Raw genomic sequence first — 18,379 nt, forward strand, 5'->3', positions numbered from 1 at the left:
CCCTCTTTGAATACGCTCAACGTCGAGTACCGCAAGGTCGAGGCGCTGATTCCCTACGCCCGCAATCCGCGCACACATTCCGATGCGCAGATCGCCAAGATCGCCGCCAGCATCGTCGAATACGGCTGGACAAACCCGGTTCTGGTTGATGGCGACAACGGCATCATCGCCGGCCACGGTCGTCTGGCTGCTGCTCGCAAGCTTGGGCTGGATCAAGTGCCGGTGATCGAACTGGCTCACCTCAGCACCGCGCAGAAACGTGCGCTGGTCATCGCCGACAACAGATTGGCGCTCGACGCTGGCTGGGATGAGGAGATGTTGGCGCTCGAACTGGCGGAGCTTTCCGAAGCAGGTTACGAGTTGTCGCTGACCGGCTTCGAGAACATCGAGATCGACTCGCTGCTGGCTGATGCCACGTCCGCTGAAGCAGAACCGGTGGTGCAGGATGAAGCAGACGCCAACGAACCCGATGCAGCAGACGATGTGCCTGCTGCGCCAGTGGTCGCAGTGTCGCGCGAAGGCGATCTCTGGGCCATCGGCTCGCACCGCTTGATCTGTGGCGACGCCACCGACCCAGCCGTGGTCGCCACGCTGATGCAGGGTGACACCGCGCAGCTTTGCTTCACCTCGCCGCCGTATGGCAACCAGCGCGACTACACCTCCGGCGGCATTGCCGATTGGGATGCACTGATGCGCGGTGTGTTCGCACATCTGCCGATGGCGGGCGACGGACAAGTGCTGGTCAATCTTGGGCTGATCCACCGCGACAACGAAGTCATCCCCTATTGGGACGGCTGGCTGTCCTGGATGCGTCAGCAAGGGTGGCGGCGCTTCGCGTGGTACGTATGGGATCAGGGGCCAGGCATGCCCGGCGACTGGCAGGGCCGATTGGCTCCCAGCTTCGAGTTTGTCTTCCACTTCAATCGCAGCACCCGCAAACCCAACAAGATCGTGCCTTGCAAGCATGCGGGCCAGGAATCGCACCTGCGCGCTGACGGGTCGTCCACGGCGATGCGCGGTAAGGATGGCGAGGTCGGCGGCTGGACGCACAAGGGTCAGCCGACGCAGGACACCCGAATCCCCGACTCGGTGATTCGCGTGATGCGCCACAAGGGCAAGATCGGGCAGGACATTGATCACCCGGCTGTGTTCCCGGTCGCATTGCCTGAGTTCGCCATCGAGGCTTACACCGATTCGGGTGACGTCGTGTTCGAGCCCTTCGGCGGCAGTGGCACGACGATGCTGGCCGCGCAACGCACTGGTCGTATCTGCCGCAGCGTGGAAATTGCGCCGGAGTACGTGGACGTGGCCATCAAGCGTTTTCAGCAAAACCACCCCGGCGTGCCGGTCACGCTTATCGCAGGCTGTGGAATCAAATCGGGCCAGTCCTTCGACGACGTGGCCACAGAACGGCTGGCGCCCACGGAGGTAGAACAATGAGCGCGTCCTGGTTGGCAGACAAGATCGAGCAGTGGCCTACAGCCAAACTGCTGCCCTATGCCCGCAATGCGCGGACGCACTCAGATGATCAGGTGGCGCAGATCGCCGCATCGATTGCCGAGTTTGGCTTCACCAATCCGATCCTTGCAGGCAGTGACGGCATCATCGTCGCTGGGCATGGACGCTTGGCCGCTGCGCAGAAACTTGGGCTTGAGATCGTGCCCGTGGTCGTACTGGATCACCTGAGCCCGACCCAGCGCCGCGCCTTGGTCATCGCAGACAACCGCATCGCGGAGAACGCAGGCTGGGACGATGCGATGCTCCGGATCGAACTGGAAGCCTTGCAACTCGAAGGTTTCGATCTGGACATCACCGGCTTCGACGCCGACGCGCTGGCCGAACTGATCGCGGGCGACGAGCCGGACAATGAGGGCCAGACCGATGAGGATGCGATACCGGAGGTTGGCGAAACTCCAATATCGCGCCCGGGCGATGTCTGGATCATGGGCCAGCACCGCCTGCTGTGCGGCGACTCGACCGTGGCAGAGAGCTATGCCCGGCTGATGCAAGGCGACGTGGCAGACATGGTCTTCACCGACCCGCCGTACAACGTGAACTACGCCAACAGCGCCAAGGACAAGATGCGCGGCAAGGATCGCGCGATCCTCAACGACAACTTGGGCGATGGCTTCTACGACTTCCTGCTGGCAGCATTGACGCCCACCGTGGCGAACTGCCGGGGCGGCATCTATGTGGCGATGTCATCCAGCGAGCTGGATGTGCTGCAGGCCGCCTTTCGCGCCGCCGGTGGCAAGTGGTCGACGTTCATCATCTGGGCCAAGAACACCTTCACGCTGGGCCGTGCCGACTACCAGCGCCAGTACGAGCCGATCCTGTACGGATGGCCCGAGGGTGCGCAACGCCACTGGTGTGGTGACCGCGATCAGGGCGATGTGTGGGCGATCAAGAAGCCGCAGAAGAACGATCTGCATCCGACAATGAAGCCGGTGGAGCTGGTCGAGCGAGCCATCCGCAATTCGAGCCGCCCGGGTAACGTGGTGCTCGATCCGTTCGGTGGTTCTGGCACAACGTTGATTGCGGCCGAAAAGTCGGGGCGCGTCGCGCGGCTGATCGAACTCGATCCAAAGTACGTGGATGTGATCGTGCGCCGGTGGGAGGACTTCACCGGCCAGACGGCTGTCCGCGAGGCAGCAGACCAGGAATTGTGCGCCAGTTGAATGGCTGGCCGGGCTGCTTGGCCTCTTCTTCCTCGGCGATGCGCCGTAGGATTTGCAGGGTGGTGAGATCGCGCGGCAGTGCCATGCACATGACGCGCACAGCCTGCTCGATGGAGATGTCTGGACGCCGGTTGGCAATCAGCCAACGCAGTGCCTGCTCCCGTTCGGTGGCGAGCGCTTTCATCAGGCAGCCATCTCTTCGCAGATTTCGCAGTGGATCACAAAGCCTGTCAGGTAAGGCAGGCCGCGCGGGATGCCGTACTGCTTACTGGTCTGGCGGCCAATCGTCCAGCCCATCCGACGTTGGGTGGCGGCGTTGATCGCATCCTGCAAGGCTTGGCCTTGGTACAAGCCGTTCTGGACGTCGTCGGCAAAGTGGCGTCCGTGGCGACTGTCGAGGAAGGTCCGCACCGATTCGAGGGGCTGGTGGGTGGCGTCCGAAATGGCGTTCATGGCCAGGGGCCATGCGGCGCTGGCGTGTTCGTTCATCGTGCCCCAAAAACCCCAGGCTTCGTTCTGGGTGGTGGGGATCTGGTTGGTGGTCATGATGTTTTCTCCGGGTTGATCGTTGCGACACCTGTAGTAACGCGCTGTTCGATTGAGAAGCCAAGCTGTTCCTGGCTTCTTTCTCGATCAATTTTGCTTACCCGAGACGGGCTACGTAGCGGGCGTAATCACCGCCCTCGGGATTGACGTAGAGGTAAGGGCGTCCGGGAGCAGTGACCTCGACGCAGAGGTAGCCGTCGCCAGTGCCGCCACCCTTGCCACGCAGCCAGTCGCGTGAAACCAGCAGGCTGAGCCCAAAGGCGTCGAATTCGGCAGGGGTGAGCTCCTTGGTCTCGGTGACGTAGACCTTGTGCTGGTCGCTCCCGCCCAGTTCGCCGAGGTCGGCAGGTTTGCGTGCAAACGGCAGGCGGATGCTCAACTCTTCGACCTGGAGGCTTTGGCCTGCGAACTGAAGGGTGCGTGGGGTGCGTTCGATGGTGATGGTCATGGTGCTCATGGCGGTTCTCCTGGAATGGCGTCGTCAATCACGACATCTGTATGAACGCGCTGGTGGGGAGAGAAGCCAAGCTATTCATGGCTCCTCTCGCCATCTTTTTGGCTTCGCCGAAACTCGCTGTGCTAGTTCTCAGGCGATGCGGTAGATCCGCTCGCCACCCTGCGGCTTGTCCGAGACGATGTTCAGGCCGAGCTTTTTCTTGAAGGCTCCGGCGAAGGTGCCGCGCACCGTGTGCGCCTGCCAACCGGTGGCGGTGCAGATCTGGCCGATGGTTGCGCCCTCGGGGCGTTGCAGCATCCGGATCACTTCGGCCTGCTTGCTGTTCTCGCGGGTGCGCGGCTTGACCCACGTTGCTTCTGCGGCGGTAACAAAGGCTTCCAGTTCGGGATCGCTCGCGGCCGCAGGCGCGCCTTCAGCGTTGGCGATGATCCGGTCGAGATTGGCTTCGAACTGACCGACGCCCTTCCTGTTCACGTCGGGACGCGGAATGCCCAGGGCGTCGTAGCCCTCCGCAGCGACAAACCAGTCGGTGCCGTCGGTGGTGATCAGTGCGCGGTTGAAAAGTCCGTCGAGCACCTTCTTGCGTGCGCCGCCTTTGATGTTGTCGGGGAACCAGTCGATCTTGCCGCTGGTGTGTTCAACCGCGTGGGCCAGGATCGCGTGCTGGGCAGGGGTCAGTTGGGTGGTGGTCATGTCTTGCTCCTTCGATGTGGTGGACGGTGATGTGATGAACGCGCTGTTCTCAAGTGAAGCCAAGCGCTTTCTGCTTGGCTTCTTCGCTTCGCAATCAGGTGTTGGCCTTGTCTGACGGGTTGGCATTGCGCCCCTGCTCGAGACCCGCGTTGAAGGCGGCTTCAAGCGCATCGCGTAGGCACCAGACCGCCACATCGTGGAAATCGAGGCTGTCCGAGCGGCGGGTTTCCAGGGTTTCGATGCCCAGCTTGTTTTGTGCAATCTGGGTCAGGAGTTGTTCGAGCTTGCTCATGTCCGTGTCCTTTGATGGTGTTGATGACGAACGTATGAACGCGCTGTTCCAGACGGAAGCCAAGCTCAATCCGCAGGCGAATTTGGCAAATGAGCGAACAAATGATTGAAGGTGCCCCGAAGGGGAGATATGGGTATTTCGATTCGTGCCTACGCACGCCACCGAGGGGTGTCTGATGCAGCGGTGCGCAAGGCCATCGCTGCTGGGCGGATCACGCCGGAGGCAGACGGAACGATTGATGCCGAGCGCGTCGACCGCGAGTGGGCGCGCAATTCCGATGCACCGCGCAATGGCACGGCCACCCGCGCGGTCAAGGTCGCCGTCCAGGAATCCAGCGGGGCCACAGGAGACGGGCAAGCAGCCTCATTGGCAACATCCGCAGCAGGTGGCACGTCCTTGTTGCAAGCGCGGACGGTCAACGAAGTGGTCAAGGCGCAAACCAACAAGGTGCGCCTGGCCCGCCTCAAGGGCGAGCTGGTAGATCGGCCGCAGGCCATCGCCCATGTTTTCAAGCTGGCGCGCGCCGAACGCGATGCCTGGCTCAACTGGCCCGCACGCATCTCGGCACAGATGGCAGCCAAGCTCGGCGTCGATCCTCACACGATGCACATCGCCTTGGAGGCGGCGGTGCGTGAGCACCTGCAGGAACTGGGCGAGATGCGCCCGAGGGTGGATTGATGGACATGGACTACGAAGGCGCCGCCGAGATTGAACGCGCGTGGCGCGAAGGACTGACTCCCGACCCGCTGCTCACCGTGTCCGAATGGTCAGATCGCCACCGGATGCTCTCCAGCAAAGCCTCTGCCGAACCGGGTCGCTGGCGCACCAGCCGGACGCCTTACCTGAAAGCAATCATGGATTGCCTGTCGCCGACCTCGCCGGTCGAGCGCGTGGTGTTCATGAAGGCGGCACAGCTTGGCGCGACCGAGATGGGATCGAACTGGATCGGCTATGTGATCCACCACGCACCCGGGCCAATGATGGCGGTGTGGCCAACAGTGGAGATGGCCAAGCGCAACTCCAAGCAGCGGATCGATCCGCTGATTGAGGAGTCGTCCGCACTGGCTGAACTGATTGCACCGGCGCGCAGCCGGGATTCCGGCAACACCATCCTGGCCAAGGAGTTCCGGGGTGGCGTGCTGGTGATGACCGGGGCCAACAGCGCGGTCGGCCTGCGCTCGATGCCGGTGCGGTATCTGTTTCTAGACGAGGTCGACGGTTATCCGTTGGACGTCGAGGGTGAAGGGGATGCGATCTCGCTGGCCGAGGCGCGTACACGCACCTTCGCGCGGCGCAAGATCTTCATCGTCTCGACGCCGACGATCTCAGGTGCATCGGCTATCGAGCGCGAGTACGAGGCAAGTGACCAACGTCGCTACTTTGTGCCGTGTCCGCATTGCTCCCACCGTCAGTGGCTGCGTTTCGAGCAGCTGCGTTGGGACAAAGGGCAACCGGAGACCGCTGCCTACATCTGTGAGTCATGTGACACCGCGATTGCCGAGCATCACAAGACGTGGATGCTGGAGCACGGCGAGTGGCGCGCGATGATCACCGATGGCGCGGGCAAGACGGCAGGCTTCCACCTGTCGTCGCTGTACAGCCCGGTGGGCTGGCGTTCGTGGCGGGAGATCGCCGCTGCGTGGGAAGCCGCCGTCAGTAAAGAGTCGGGATCGGCCGCCGCCATCAAGACCTTCAAGAACACCGAGCTGGGTGAAACCTGGGTCGAGGAAGGCGAAGCGCCGGACTGGCAACGACTGGTCGAGCGTCGCGAGGACTACCGCGTCGGCAGCGTGCCGCAAGGCGGTCTGCTCTTGGTCGGCGCGGCAGACGTGCAGAAAGATCGCATCGAGGCGTCGGTCTGGGCCTTTGGGCGCGGTAAGGAGTCCTGGCTGGTTGAGCACCGCGTGCTGATGGGTGACACCGCCCGCGACGCGGTGTGGAAGCGCCTTGCTGAAATGCTGGCCGAAACCTGGACACACGCCTCCGGCGCGGCGATGCCGCTGGCCCGCTTTGCACTGGATACCGGCTTTGCAACGCAGGAGGCCTACGCCTTTGTGCGGGCCTGCCGCGATTCGCGTGTGATGGCGGTCAAGGGTGTGCCTCGCGGTGCAGCCTTGATCGGCACGCCGACCGCCATCGATGTCTCGCAGGGCGGCAAGAAGCTGCGCCGGGGCATCAAGGTGTACACGGTGGCGGTAAGCATCGCCAAGCTCGAGTTCTACAACAACCTGCGCAAGAGCGCAGATGTTGGCGAGGACGGATTGACCACGGTGTTCCCGGCCGGGTTCGTCCATCTGCCCAAGATCGACGCCGAGTTCATCCAGCAACTCTGCGCGGAGCAACTGATCACCCGCCGCGACCGCAACGGCTTCCCGGTGCGCGAGTGGCAAAAGATGCGCGAGCGCAATGAGGCGCTCGACTGCTACGTCTACGCCCGCGCGGCCGCATCGGCGGCGGGTCTGGATCGCTTCGAGGAACGTCACTGGCGGGAACTGGAGCGACAACTGGGGCTGGCCAGTCCGCCAGCCCTTGAAGCACCAACTGAATCTATCAACGAGGCCACCCAACGCGGTGGCCTTGCTGTTTCTGGCAACCGTAACACCGGTCGGCGCGTGATCAAAAGCCGCTGGCTGTCCTGACACCTCAAGGAGAAAACATGAGTCTTGCTACCCGTATCGAAAGCCTGGTCATCCGCGTCGCGCAGGAATTCAACGATGTGCGCGCCAAGGCAGGCAACCTGGCCAACCTCACCACCACCGACAAATCCAGCTTGGTCGCCGCCATCAACGAATTGAAGGCGGCCGTCGTTTCCTCGGCGGTGATCGACGATGCGCAGGTCGCCACTACCAGCACCTATTCGTCCAGCAAGATCGTCACGCTGCTCGACGCGCTCAAGGCGGAAATCCTCGGTGGAGCGGACGCCGCCTACGACACGCTGGTGGAAATCCAGCAGCTGCTGCAAAACGGCACCAGTGGCCTGGACGCGCTGCTGACGGCGGTGAACAACCGCGTGCGTTTCGACGCCGCTCAGACGCTGACCGCCCCGGAGCAGGCACAGGCGCGCAGCAACATCGGCGCGGTCGCCGCCAGCGATATTGGCAACACCGACACCGACTTTGTCGCAGTGTTCGAAGGCGCGCTGGTCTGATGAGCCTCGCATCGCGCATCAGTGCGTTGGCCAGTCGTGTCGGACTCGAGGTGAAGACCAAGATCGACGCGACCCACCCCGGCGTGGCCCGGGCGTGGGTGTGTTTCGGCTATGTCGGCACGCAGGTCGTCGTGCGTGCATCGCACAACGTGGCCAGCGTGACCCGGACGGCGGCGGGTCGCTACCGCGTGACCTTCGCCGTTGCCATGCCCGACGCCAACTATTGCTGGACGGCGCTTGCCCGCAGCAGCACCAACAGCGGCACGCAGCGCATTGCCATCGTGCGATCCAGCACCGACCAGAAGACCGCTCAGTACGTCGACATCAGTTGCGCCACCACGTCTGCATCGTTCGACGACTCATCCGAAATCAACCTCACGGTGTACCGCTGATGGCCTACACACAAGCACACCTCGACGCACTGGAAGCGGCGCTGGTCAAGGGCGAAAAGCGCGTGACCTTTGGCGACAAGACCGTCGAGTACCGCAGCGTCGATGAACTCCAGGCCGCCATTGCGGCGGTCAAGCGCGACCTCTTCGAGCAGGCCGTGGACACCGGACTGTGGCCCGGCGCACCACGCCAGATCCGGGTCACCACCGGCAAAGGGTTCTGAGCATGAAGTGGTTTGACCGAATGCGTGATCGGTTACGAAAAGGCGTCGGCATGCGCCTGCTTGGCGGCACGCCGTTCTATGACGGCATCGGCGGCGGCCGTCGCACCCTGGCGTGGCAGGTCGGCAATCCCGGTGCGGTTGCAGCGCTGGCGTTCACCCAGAACGAGTTGCGCGCCAAGAGCCGCGATCTGGTACGCCGCAATGCCTGGGCAGCGGCAGGCGTTGAAGCCTTTGTCTCGAACGCCATCGGCACCGGCATCAAGCCGCAGAGCATGCTGGCCGATCAGCCCCTGCGCGAAGCGATCCACAGCCTGTGGTGGGACTGGTGCGAGGAGGCCGATGCCGCCGGACTGACTGATTTCTACGGACTGCAGGCCTTGGCCTGTCGCGCCATGCTCGAAGGCGGGGAATGTCTGGTGCGGCTGCGCTATCGCCGCCCGGAAGATGGCCTGCCGGTGGGCCTGCAATTGCAGTTGCTCGAACCCGAACACCTGCCAGCCACTCTGAATCAGGAGTTGGCTTCCGGAAACGTCATCCGTGCGGGCATCGAATTCGACAAGCTCGGACGGCGGGTGGCTTACCACCTGTATCGCTCACACCCGGGCGATGGCTCACTGGCTCCGATGTCGGGCACTGGTGGCGTGGTAGGCGGTCTCGACACAGTGCGTGTCCCGGCTGGCGAAATCATCCACATGTTTCGTCCCTTGCGGCCTGGACAGATCCGGGGCGAACCATGGCTGGCGCGCGCACTGGTCAAGCTCAACGAACTCGACCAGTACGACGACGCCGAGCTCGTGCGCAAGAAAACCGCCGCGATGTTTGCGGGCTTCATCACGCGCCTGTCCCCCGAGGACAACCTGATGGGTGAAGGACTGCCGGATGCCAGTGGTGCAGCGTTGGCCGGGCTGGAGCCGGGCACGATGCAGATCCTGGAGCCCGGCGAGGACGTGAAGTTCAGTCAGCCCGCCGACGTTGGCGCGAGCTACGCCGAATTCCTGCGCATGCAGTTCCGGGCGGTGGCAGCGGCGATGGGCATCACCTACGAGATGCTGACCGGCGACCTGACGCAAGTGAACTATTCGTCGATCCGGGCCGGGCTGCTGGAGTTTCGCCGCCGCTGTGAGGCCATCCAGCACGGCGTGATCGTCCACCAGCTGTGCCGCCCGATCTGGCGTGCCTGGATGGAGCAGGCGCTACTTGAAGGCGCGCTGGCGCTGCCGCAGTTCACCGAGAAGAAGCGCGACTACTTCGCGGCCAAATGGATTCCACAGGGTTGGCAGTGGGTCGATCCCAAGAAGGAATTCGACGCGATGCTGACCGCCATTCGCGCCGGGCTGCTGTCTCGCTCGGAAGCCATCTCGGCCTTCGGCTACGACGCCGAGGACATCGACCGCGAGATCGCCGCCGACAACCAGCGCGCCGATGCGCTCGGTCTGGTCTTCGACTCCGACCCGCGCCACGACAAAGCGCCCCAACCATCGACGTTGGGCGCTCCCATGAATGCGGCCGCCACGGTGACCGTGCCGCAAGACCAACAGGACAACTGACATGCAACTCGTTCATCTGGCGTCCCGCCTCTACGGGACGCCGCTCCTCATTGCGCGTCCCAAACTCGACGTGATCCTCTCCGTGCTGGGTTCCCGCATCGGCTTGCCGGATCTGGACATGGCGATGCCGCTGCCCATGCCGCGCCAAAGCGCCACACCGGGTCAGGCTGGCATTGCCGTCATCCCGGTGGTCGGCACGCTGGTCAGACGTTCGATGGGTATCGAAGCCGCCTCTGGCCTGATGTCCTACGGCGAGATCGAAGCCCGACTGGACGCCGCGCTGGCCGACCCACAGGTGGCGGGCATCCTCCTCGATCTGGATTCGCCCGGCGGCGAGGCCTCGGGTGTGTTCGAACTGGCCGAGCGCATCCGCGCAGCCAGCGCCATCAAGCCGATCTGGGCGCACGCCAACGATGCCGCGTACTCGGCAGCTTTTGCCATCGCGGCTGCCTGCCAGCGCCTGACGCTGTCGCAGACCGCTGGCGTCGGCTCGATTGGCGTGATCGCGCTGCACGTCGACCAGTCGGTGAAGGACGCCAAAGACGGCCTGAACTACACCGCTGTCTTCGCGGGCAGCCACAAGAACGATTTCTCCCCGCACGAGCCACTCACTCCCCAGGCCACTACCGCGTTGCAGACCGAGGTGGATCGTCTCTACGACATCTTCGTGAATCAGGTCGGACAGATGCGCGGCCTCGATCCGGATGCCGTGCGCGCCACCGAGGCGGGGCTGTTCTACGGCGAGCAGGCGGTGGCAGCAGGCCTCGCCGACGCAGTGATGCCGTTTGATGCGGTGATGACCGAGTTCACCGACGCGCTGGCGGCCAAGCAGCGGCTGGCGCAGCCCGGCGTGGCCCGCGCCTCGCCGCGAAGCCTGTCCGCGCAAGCCATTTCAAACCCACCCCGAAGCAAACCTTTCACCCTGGAGAACACCATGACCGACCCCAAAGACGACCACGAAAACCCGAGTGATCTGGCCGACACCGACCCACAGGGCGACCAGTCGCAGCTTGAGAGCGATCCGCAATCGACGCCTGCCGCCCAAGCCGCACTGGCGCAGTCCTTCGCCAGCGGGCGCGGCCAAGCTCAGGCCATTGCAGAGATGTGCCTGATCGCAGGCCAGTCCCAACGCACGGCGGAATTCCTCGCAGCAGGCTTCTCGGAAGCGCAGGTGCGCCGCGCCTTGCTCGACGCCCGTGCCGACCAACCCGAAATCGCCTCGCGTATCACCGCCGATGCAGGAACCAGCCAGCACCCGGAAAACAGTCCGGTGGTCGCTGCCGTCAAGAAACTCACCGCCAAGGAGTAAGCCATGCCCACTGTCTCTCAACCCAAGAATCTCGGCGACCTGTTGAAGTACGAAGCGCCGAATCTCTACTCGCGTGACCAGGACACCGTCGCGGCCGCGCAGAACCTGTCGCTGGGCACCGTGGTGGGTCGCGAAGCGGCTACCGCCAAGCTCAAGGCCCTCGACCCGAGCGCCTCGGACGGCACGGAAACCGCCGTTGGCGTGCTCGGCAATGACGTCGATGCGACGCTGATCGACCGTGAGGACGCGATCCTGATCGCCCGCCACGCCATCGTCGCGCGCGGCGCATTGGTGTGGCCGACCGGCATCAGCACTGCGCACAAAGTGGCTGCCATCAAGCAACTCGCAGAACGTGGAGTCCTGGCCCGCGATAGCGCCTGACCCACTTCCAACGCTCCGTTTCACTCCCCCCAAAACCCGCCGCTGGCGGGTTTCGTCATTTCTGGAGATCCCAAATGCAGAACCCTTTTGAAAACCCCGGCTTCTCGATGGCCAGCCTGACGGCCGCCATCAACCTCCTGCCCAACCGCTATGGGCGGCTGGAGCAACTCAACCTGTTCCCTGCCAAGCCGGTGCGCACCCGGCAGATCATCGTCGAGGAGTACGCCGGTCGTCTGAACCTGCTGCCCACCCGCGCGCCCGGTTCGCCCGGCACGGTGGGTGAACGTGGCAAGCGCAATCTGCGATCCTTCGTGATCCCGCACATCCCCCACGACGACGTGGTGCTGCCCGAGGAAGTGCAAGGACTGCGCGCGTTCGGTTCCGAAACCGAAATGGAAGCCATCGGCGGTGTCATGGCCCGCCATCTGGAGACCATGCGCAACAAGCACGCGATCACTCTGGAGCATCTGCGCATGGGGGCGCTCAAGGGCAAGATTCTCGACGCTGATGGCAGTGAGCTCGTCGATCTGTTCGACGAGTTCGACATCACTGCGCAATCGGTGTCGTTTGAGTTTTCGACGGCGGCCGACAACGGGCAAATCAAGACTGCCTGCCTGGAACTGCTGGGGCTCATGGAAGATGGACTCACCGGAGAGTTCTCGACCGGTGTGCATGTGCTGTGCTCGACCGAGTTCTTCCGGGCGCTGACCACCCACAAGGAGGTCAAGACCGCCTACCAGAACTGGCAGCAGGGCGCGGTGCTGATCAACGACATGCGCTCGGGCTTCAGCTACAGCGGCATCACCTTCGAGGAATACCGTGGCCAGGCGTCCTTTGTGCAGGCCGACGGCACGCTGGGGTCGCGCCGCTTCATTGCCGCAGGGGAAGCCCATGCCTTCCCGGTCGGCACGGTGGATACCTTCGCCACGTACTTCGCGCCTGCGGACTTCAACGAGACCGTGAACACCATCGGCCAGCCGTTGTATGCCAAGCAGGAGCCGCGCAAGTTCGACCGGGGCACCGATCTGCACACGCAGTCGAACCCGCTGCCGATGTGCCACCGCCCGGGCGTGCTGATCAAGCTCGTTGCAGCCTGATGGATGTCGCGACGTTGTACGAGGCGGCCCGCAATGCCGGACTGCTGACCGCCGTCACGGTGGCGGGCACCACCGTGCACTGCGCCTTCCGTGCCCCGGATGAAGCCGTGCTGGATGGTTTTGCACTGTCGCGGGACTACCAGATCGACTACCCGGCGTCCTGGCTGACGCTGGCTGCCGGGGACACGGTCGAGGTGGCAGGCAATACCTATCAGGTGCGCGACGTGCGCGCCATCGGCGACGGCACCGAGCGTCGCGCCTCGCTCTCCCAACTCTGAGGAGCTCCACATGAACTCCGTCCGCGAGCGCGTCTTGCGGGAGATCGTCGCACGCCTGTCTTCTGCGATTGCACCGACACCGGTGCTGCGCATGCCTGCCGTGCCGGTCACCCGCGAGGCCAGTCCGGCGCTGCTGCTGTTCGTCGATGGCGACAGCATCACCACCCACGCCAACCACCTTGTCGACCGGCAGCTGTCTGTCCGGCTTGCCGTGGTGGCGCGCGGTGCGGACGCCTTCGACGTCGCCGACCAGGCGCTGGTCGCGGCCCACGCGGCCATGCTCGCCGACCCGAATCTGGGCGGTCTGGCCATCGCCGTGCGCGAGATCGACTGCGAATGGGAGTTCGACGACGCCGACGCCGGGGCCGTCGCGCTGCCCGCCCGCTACGAAATCCGCTACCGCACCCATGCCATCGACCTCACCCAAACAGGATGAACCCATGCACATCGAACTACTGAAACCCCATACCCACGCAGGCAAGCGCCTCGCCGTGGGTGATCGCCTTGATCTGAATGACGCCAGCGCCCGTTGGCTGATCACACAAGGCACGGCCAAAGCGGCCACCCCAGCCACCGATTCCAAACCCACCCGCCGTGATGCCACGTCCGGTGTTCCCACAACTGCAGCCACCCAAGGAGACTGAACATGGCTTACTTTTCCGGACAAGGCCGCGTCTACATCGGCGCACGTGATGAACTCGGCAACCCGGCCGGACTGACCTTCGTCGGCAACGTGCCTGAGCTGAAGGTGTCGCTGTCGGTGGACACCATCGAGCACCAGGAAGCGCAGTCGGGTCAGCGCCTGACCGACCTGCAACTCATCAAGACCAAGAAAGGCGAGTTCGCCTGCACGTTGGAAGAGCTGATCGCCACCAACCTGGCGCTCGCGCTCTATGGCACCACGACCACGATCACCCCCGGTACGGTGACTGGCGAACTACTGCCCAACCCTGTCACGCCGGGCAGTCTGTATCCGTTGACCATGCAAAACGTGTCGGCGGTGCAGATCCAGGACTCAGATGCCACGCCAAAGACGCTCCCGGCCAGCCAATACAGCGTCAATGCCAAGCACGGTTCACTGGTGGTGCTCGATGCCACGTCGGGCGGCCCGTACACCGAGCCGTTCACCGTCGATTACGCCTATGGCGCGGCGCAGAGCACGGCGATGTTCACCCAGCCCTTGCCCGAGCGCTGGATTCGCTTCGAGGGGCTCAACACCGCCGACGGCAACCGCGAGGTGGTGATTGACCTGTACCGCGTGGCCATCAACCCGGCGAAGGAACTCTCGATCATCACGGACGAACTGCTGAAGTTCGAGCTGTCGGGCCAGGTACTGGCGGATCTGACCAAACCAGTCGGCGGTGATCTCGGTCAGTTCGGACGTCTGGTGCTGCTGTGATGGACGGCTTCAAGACATTCCCCCCTGAGCCTGTGGTCGTGACGCTGTCCGGCACCGCGCTGGAACTGACGCCGATCCGTCTGGGTGAGTTGCCACGGCTGCTGGCCGTGGTGCGCCCGTTGGCCGAGGAAATCACCAGCGATCCGGACTGGATGGCGCTGCTGGGACGGCACGGCGATGCCGTGCTGGATTTGCTGGCGATCACTACCCGGCGTGAACGCGCGTGGATCAACGACCTGTCGCTGGAGGACGCCGTGCACCTGGCCGCCGCCGTGTTCGAGGTCAACGCGGATTTTTTCGTGGCGCACGTCGTCCCGGCGATTCAGGGCGCGGCCCAGCGACTCGCGCCGACGCTGCGCTCACTGACGACCTCGGCTGGGACAGTGCCGTCGCCCGCCTGATCCGCGCCGGGCACCGCCTCGGTGACTTGATGGGCTACACGCTCACGCAAGCCCAAGCCTTTCTGGATGCCGACGGACAAATCGAGCGGCAGCAACTTGCCCAGCTGCTCGGCATCAATGCTGTGGCAGCGCAGGGCGAGAAGCGTGGCATCGAACAACTGCAACGCGATCTGCTCAAGGACTGACCTATGCGCCTCTCGCTCACCACCACCGGCTTGTTGGACCCGCGCCAGTTGGCGGCGTGGAGCACCGAGCGGCGTCGTGCCATCCACGCTGCCGTCGCCAAGGGCATGCAATCGGGCGGGCGTGAAGTGCGTGACGCGGCGCGATCCGAGATGCGCAGTGCCTTCACCGTCAAGCGCAACAGCTTCATCTCCTCGATGGGCGTGAAGGTGTTCGACAAGAAGCCCGAACTGCTGCCCGCCTTGCTGGTCGGCAGCAAGATTCCTTGGCTCGGTCTGCATGAAAAAGGCGGTACGGTGAGCGGCAATTTGCTGATACCGCTGCTGCCCGGGCGCATCGGCCTCAAGCGCTTCAAGGCGGTCATTGACGGCCTGATGCGCTCGGGCAATGCCTTCTTCATCGAGAAGAACGGTCGCGTGCTGCTGATGGCCGAGAACATCAAAGAGAACGCCGGGCAGCTGGGCCGCTTCAAGCGTGCCGAGCGTGGTCGTACCGAGGCCAAGCAGATCAAGCGTGGCCAGGAGATTCCCATCGCCGTGCTGGTCAAGCGCGTCGATCTCAAACGACGACTGAATCTGACGGGTGGCGTGCAACGCGCACTACCTGCCTTGGCGCGGGCGATTCAACAAGAACTGGAAAAAGTCTGATGGCAAGCAATCGTGCCCAAATCCTGATCAGTGCCGTCGACCAGACCAAGACCGCTTTCGACTCGATCAAGCGGGGCCTGGGTGGCCTGACCGACACCGCCAAGAGCGTCAACGGCGTGCTGGCCAACCTTGGCGTTGGCGTTTCGTTGGCGGGCATCGGCGCCATGATCAAGTCCAGCATCGACTCAGCCGATGCACTGGACGAGATGGCGCAGCGTACTGGCATCGCGGTCGAATCGCTGTCGCTGCTGGTGCCTGCCGCCGAGTTGTCGGCGGTTTCCACCGAAAAGTTCGAAGCCGGGCTCAAGAAGTTGGCCACCGGCATGCTGGAGGCCGCCACCGGCTCGGAAACGTCCGCGCAGAAGTTCGGTGCGCTGGGCGTGGCGGTGCAGAACCAGGATGGCACCTTGCGCGACAGCGAACAGGTGCTGCTGGATCTGGCCGATCGCTTCAAGGCCATGCCAGATGGCGCGGAGAAGGCGGCGCTGGCGGTCGATATCTTCGGCAAGGCCGGTGCCGAAATGATCCCCTTCCTCAACCAAGGACGGGATGGCATCGGTGCGCTGAAGCAGGAGGCCGCTGAACTCGGGCTGCAGTTGTCTGCCGACACCGCCGCGCAGGCAGGCAACTTCAACGACGCGCTCGACAAGCTGAAATTGGCCACCCAGAGCATTGGCAATCAGATCATCGCGTCCTTGCTGCCTGCGCTGAATGACATGGCCGGTGGCATGGTCGAGTCGGCCAAGCAAGGCGGCACGCTGCGCGTGATCCTGGACGGCGTGGTGCTGGTGCTCAAGACCCTGGCGCTCGGTGTCGCCACGGTTGGCAAGGCCTTCGTCGCCTTGGGTGAAGCGATTGGTGGCGGTGTCGCGGCGGCGGTCGAAGCGCTCAAGGGCAACACCGACGGGGCCAAGGCCATCATTGCCGACCTCAAAGGCAGCCTGATCCAGCGGCTCGATGAGCTGGCGTCCTTCCGCGACAGCCTGTTCGACCCCAAACCCATCGAGGTCAAGGCACCCCGAATTCAGGCCGATCCGGAACTGTTGCAGCGGCTGACCAAACCCAAAGCGGGCAAGGCTGCGCAGGACTCCACTGGCGCGCAGACCACGCTGATGAAAGCGCAGCTGGACGCCGAGTTCGCGCTGCTCAAGGATGGTTTGGCACGGCAACAAATTGCGCTGGATGCTGCGCTCGAAGACCGTCTGGTCTCGGTGCGCGACTACTACACGCAGAAAACGGCCATCGAGCAGCGCGAGGTCGACGCCGAGATCGCCCGCAAGCAGCAGGAGCTGGCCCGCAGTCAGCAGATCGCCACCAACGGCAAGTCGGAAAACGACCGCCTGCGTGCCAAGGCCGAAGTGGCCAAGGCGGAAGCCGACCTGATCACGCTCAACAACCGGCGCACGGACATCGAGCAGGCCAATGCGCGCAAGGCCGCGCAAGCCGAGCGTGAGCTGGCCGATGCCCTGGCGCAGGCGCGTGAAGAACTGGCCCAGATCACCAGCACCGCAACCGATGCCGACCGCAAATCGGCCATCGAGCGCAGCTACCGGGATCTGCGGGCGCGCCTGGCGGCAGAAAGCGATGCCGACGGCGTGTCGCTCGTTGACCGGCTGATCGACGTGAAGGCCGCGCAAGCGAACCTCTCCGCACTGGAAGTCCAGTGGCGGCAGGTCACCGAGCGGATGCGCAATGCGCAGGAGTCGATCCAGACCCAGCAGCAGGCCGGTCTGCTGACCGAAGCGCAGGCGCGCCAACAGATCGTGACCTTGCAGCAGCAATCGGCCACCGAGATGGAGCGCCTGCTGCCGACCATGCAACAGGCGGCGCAGGCCATCGGGCCGGATGCTGTGATCCGCGTGCAGGCGTGGCGCAATGAACTGGAGCGCACCCGGCTCACGGTCGATGAAATGGCCCCGCTGTGGAATCGCATCGGCGAGAGCTTTGGTGGTGCGCTCAACGGGATGATCACCGGCGCGCAGACCTGGCGCAGTGCCTTAGCGAGCATCTTTCAGCAGGTGGCCGATGCCTTCCTGCAGCAGATCGTGATCCAGCCGTTTCAGCAGTGGATCGCCATGCAGGCGCGGATGCTGGCGCTCAAGCTCGGTTTCATCCAGCAGGAGCAGACCGTCGATGCGGCGGCCAGCGCCGCCAAGGTCGCCCAAAAGACCACCGAAACCACCGCCGTGGTGTCGATGGATGCGGCCAAGGCGGGAGCTGGGGCGGCGGCGTCGCAGGCTTCCATTCCCTACGTTGGCCCGGCACTCGCGGTGGCCGCGATGGTAGCCATGGTCGCCGCTGTGATGGCGCTCTTGGGTGGCATCAAGAAGTTCGCGGGTGGCGGTCTGGTCTCCGGCCCGGGTAGCGCCACCTCGGATTCGATCCCGGCACGTCTGTCCGCAGGCGAGTACGTGGTGCGGGCGGCCGCCGTGCGCCAAGTCGGTGTGGCCTTCCTCGACTCGCTCAACGGCTTGTCGGCAGGCCCACGTTTCAAGGGTGGCGAATTGGCCTTCGCAGCGGGCGGACTGGTGCCGGAGGTAAAAGTGCCGCCCGCGCAGCCGCAGATGAATCAGGCCGTGCGCATCGTCAACGCGGTCGATCCGGGTGTGACCCACGACCACCTGCAGTCGCCTGCCGGAGAAAAAGTCATCGTCAACATCATCGGGCGCAATGCACGGGCCATCCGTGCGGCGCTGCAAGGCTGAATTTT

General features: G+C 64.1%; 24 protein-coding genes. 19 read left to right on the forward strand and 5 right to left on the reverse strand.

All coding sequences use genetic code 11. The features are described from left to right. Window positions 1-6 precede the first annotated feature (6 nt). Together ASC45_RS11965 and ASC45_RS11970 are read left to right on the forward strand one after the other, a co-directional pair. Window positions 7-1,440 (forward strand): site-specific DNA-methyltransferase, encoded by a 1,434-nt coding sequence (locus ASC45_RS11965; protein WP_055451278.1) that lies wholly within the window; start codon window positions 7-9, stop codon window positions 1,438-1,440. Next, window positions 1,437-2,678, forward strand: a complete 1,242-nt coding sequence (locus tag ASC45_RS11970) for a site-specific DNA-methyltransferase (protein WP_055451279.1) — start codon at window positions 1,437-1,439, stop codon at window positions 2,676-2,678. The genes ASC45_RS11965 and ASC45_RS11970 overlap by 4 nt, the downstream gene beginning before the upstream one ends. On the opposite strand, the gene ASC45_RS11975 is transcribed toward ASC45_RS11970, so the two are convergent. The 5 genes from ASC45_RS11975 to ASC45_RS11995 form a co-directional block, all read right to left on the reverse strand. Continuing rightward, the gene (locus ASC45_RS11975) at window positions 2,623-2,862 is read right to left on the reverse strand and encodes a hypothetical protein (RefSeq protein ID WP_055451280.1); all 240 of its coding nucleotides are present in this window, start codon (window positions 2,860-2,862) and stop codon (window positions 2,623-2,625) included. The genes ASC45_RS11970 and ASC45_RS11975 overlap by 56 nt on opposite strands. Then, the gene (locus ASC45_RS11980) at window positions 2,862-3,224 is read right to left on the reverse strand and encodes a hypothetical protein (protein WP_055451281.1); all 363 of its coding nucleotides are present in this window, start codon (window positions 3,222-3,224) and stop codon (window positions 2,862-2,864) included. The genes ASC45_RS11975 and ASC45_RS11980 overlap by 1 nt, the downstream gene beginning before the upstream one ends. A gap of 97 nt (window positions 3,225-3,321) precedes the next feature. Further along, window positions 3,322-3,681 (reverse strand): hypothetical protein, encoded by a 360-nt coding sequence (locus ASC45_RS11985; protein WP_055451282.1) that lies wholly within the window; start codon window positions 3,679-3,681, stop codon window positions 3,322-3,324. A gap of 129 nt (window positions 3,682-3,810) precedes the next feature. Continuing rightward, window positions 3,811-4,374 carry a DUF3489 domain-containing protein gene (locus tag ASC45_RS11990; protein WP_055451283.1) on the reverse strand — a complete coding sequence of 188 codons (564 nt, stop codon included), beginning with the start codon at window positions 4,372-4,374 and terminating at the stop codon, window positions 3,811-3,813. A gap of 94 nt (window positions 4,375-4,468) precedes the next feature. Further along, window positions 4,469-4,666: a DUF6900 domain-containing protein gene (locus ASC45_RS11995; RefSeq protein ID WP_055451284.1), complete on the reverse strand. Its 198-nt coding sequence runs from the start codon at window positions 4,664-4,666 to the stop codon at window positions 4,469-4,471. 129 nt (window positions 4,667-4,795) lie between these two features. Here ASC45_RS11995 and ASC45_RS12000 point away from each other — a divergent pair, with 129 nt between their 5' ends. The 17 genes from ASC45_RS12000 to ASC45_RS12075 all read left to right on the forward strand — a co-directional run bounded on the left by ASC45_RS12000 (window position 4,796) and on the right by ASC45_RS12075 (window position 18,374). Next, complete coding sequence (locus ASC45_RS12000; RefSeq protein WP_055451285.1) at window positions 4,796-5,344, forward strand: hypothetical protein; 549 nt, start codon at window positions 4,796-4,798, stop codon at window positions 5,342-5,344. Beyond that, window positions 5,344-7,305, forward strand: coding sequence for a phage terminase large subunit family protein (locus ASC45_RS12005; RefSeq protein WP_055451286.1), 1,962 nt, complete (start codon window positions 5,344-5,346; stop codon window positions 7,303-7,305). The genes ASC45_RS12000 and ASC45_RS12005 overlap by 1 nt, the downstream gene beginning before the upstream one ends. A gap of 17 nt (window positions 7,306-7,322) precedes the next feature. Further along, window positions 7,323-7,814 carry a hypothetical protein gene (locus tag ASC45_RS12010; RefSeq protein ID WP_055451287.1) on the forward strand — a complete coding sequence of 164 codons (492 nt, stop codon included), beginning with the start codon at window positions 7,323-7,325 and terminating at the stop codon, window positions 7,812-7,814. After that, window positions 7,814-8,206, forward strand: coding sequence for a hypothetical protein (locus ASC45_RS12015; protein ID WP_012080618.1), 393 nt, complete (start codon window positions 7,814-7,816; stop codon window positions 8,204-8,206). Before ASC45_RS12010 ends, ASC45_RS12015 begins: the two co-directional genes overlap by 1 nt. Next, the gene (locus ASC45_RS12020) at window positions 8,206-8,427 is read left to right on the forward strand and encodes a phage head-tail joining protein (protein ID WP_009521720.1); all 222 of its coding nucleotides are present in this window, start codon (window positions 8,206-8,208) and stop codon (window positions 8,425-8,427) included. Before ASC45_RS12015 ends, ASC45_RS12020 begins: the two co-directional genes overlap by 1 nt. A gap of 2 nt (window positions 8,428-8,429) precedes the next feature. Next, complete coding sequence (locus ASC45_RS12025) at window positions 8,430-9,974, forward strand: phage portal protein (protein ID WP_055451288.1); 1,545 nt, start codon at window positions 8,430-8,432, stop codon at window positions 9,972-9,974. A 1-nt stretch (window position 9,975) separates the two neighbouring features. Further along, the gene (locus ASC45_RS12030) at window positions 9,976-11,283 is read left to right on the forward strand and encodes a S49 family peptidase (RefSeq protein WP_055451289.1); all 1,308 of its coding nucleotides are present in this window, start codon (window positions 9,976-9,978) and stop codon (window positions 11,281-11,283) included. Window positions 11,284-11,286: 3 nt separating this feature from the next. Next, window positions 11,287-11,664, forward strand: coding sequence for a head decoration protein (locus tag ASC45_RS12035; RefSeq protein WP_055451290.1), 378 nt, complete (start codon window positions 11,287-11,289; stop codon window positions 11,662-11,664). Window positions 11,665-11,738: 74 nt separating this feature from the next. Further along, window positions 11,739-12,761, forward strand: coding sequence for a major capsid protein (locus ASC45_RS12040; RefSeq protein ID WP_020200538.1), 1,023 nt, complete (start codon window positions 11,739-11,741; stop codon window positions 12,759-12,761). Further along, window positions 12,761-13,039: a head-tail joining protein gene (locus ASC45_RS12045; protein ID WP_055451291.1), complete on the forward strand. Its 279-nt coding sequence runs from the start codon at window positions 12,761-12,763 to the stop codon at window positions 13,037-13,039. The genes ASC45_RS12040 and ASC45_RS12045 overlap by 1 nt, the downstream gene beginning before the upstream one ends. Window positions 13,040-13,049: 10 nt before the next feature. Further along, window positions 13,050-13,475, forward strand: a complete 426-nt coding sequence (locus ASC45_RS12050; protein WP_055451292.1) for a hypothetical protein — start codon at window positions 13,050-13,052, stop codon at window positions 13,473-13,475. 4 nt (window positions 13,476-13,479) lie between these two features. Beyond that, window positions 13,480-13,683 carry a DUF7210 family protein gene (locus tag ASC45_RS12055; RefSeq protein ID WP_055451293.1) on the forward strand — a complete coding sequence of 68 codons (204 nt, stop codon included), beginning with the start codon at window positions 13,480-13,482 and terminating at the stop codon, window positions 13,681-13,683. A 2-nt stretch (window positions 13,684-13,685) separates the two neighbouring features. Further along, window positions 13,686-14,438: a phage tail tube protein gene (locus ASC45_RS12060; protein ID WP_012080626.1), complete on the forward strand. Its 753-nt coding sequence runs from the start codon at window positions 13,686-13,688 to the stop codon at window positions 14,436-14,438. Then, window positions 14,438-14,839: a hypothetical protein gene (locus ASC45_RS12065; RefSeq protein ID WP_055451294.1), complete on the forward strand. Its 402-nt coding sequence runs from the start codon at window positions 14,438-14,440 to the stop codon at window positions 14,837-14,839. Before ASC45_RS12060 ends, ASC45_RS12065 begins: the two co-directional genes overlap by 1 nt. Before the next feature lie 29 nt (window positions 14,840-14,868). After that, window positions 14,869-15,024 carry a hypothetical protein gene (locus tag ASC45_RS15880; RefSeq protein ID WP_167344855.1) on the forward strand — a complete coding sequence of 52 codons (156 nt, stop codon included), beginning with the start codon at window positions 14,869-14,871 and terminating at the stop codon, window positions 15,022-15,024. A 3-nt stretch (window positions 15,025-15,027) separates the two neighbouring features. After that, complete coding sequence (locus ASC45_RS12070; protein ID WP_055451295.1) at window positions 15,028-15,669, forward strand: DUF6441 family protein; 642 nt, start codon at window positions 15,028-15,030, stop codon at window positions 15,667-15,669. After that, the gene (locus tag ASC45_RS12075) at window positions 15,669-18,374 is read left to right on the forward strand and encodes a coiled-coil domain-containing protein (RefSeq protein WP_055451296.1); all 2,706 of its coding nucleotides are present in this window, start codon (window positions 15,669-15,671) and stop codon (window positions 18,372-18,374) included. Before ASC45_RS12070 ends, ASC45_RS12075 begins: the two co-directional genes overlap by 1 nt. Window positions 18,375-18,379: the final 5 nt, after the last annotated feature.

This window comes from Thiomonas bhubaneswarensis (assembly GCF_001418255.1).
Classification (GTDB): Bacteria; Pseudomonadota; Gammaproteobacteria; order Burkholderiales; family Burkholderiaceae_C; genus Thiomonas; species Thiomonas bhubaneswarensis.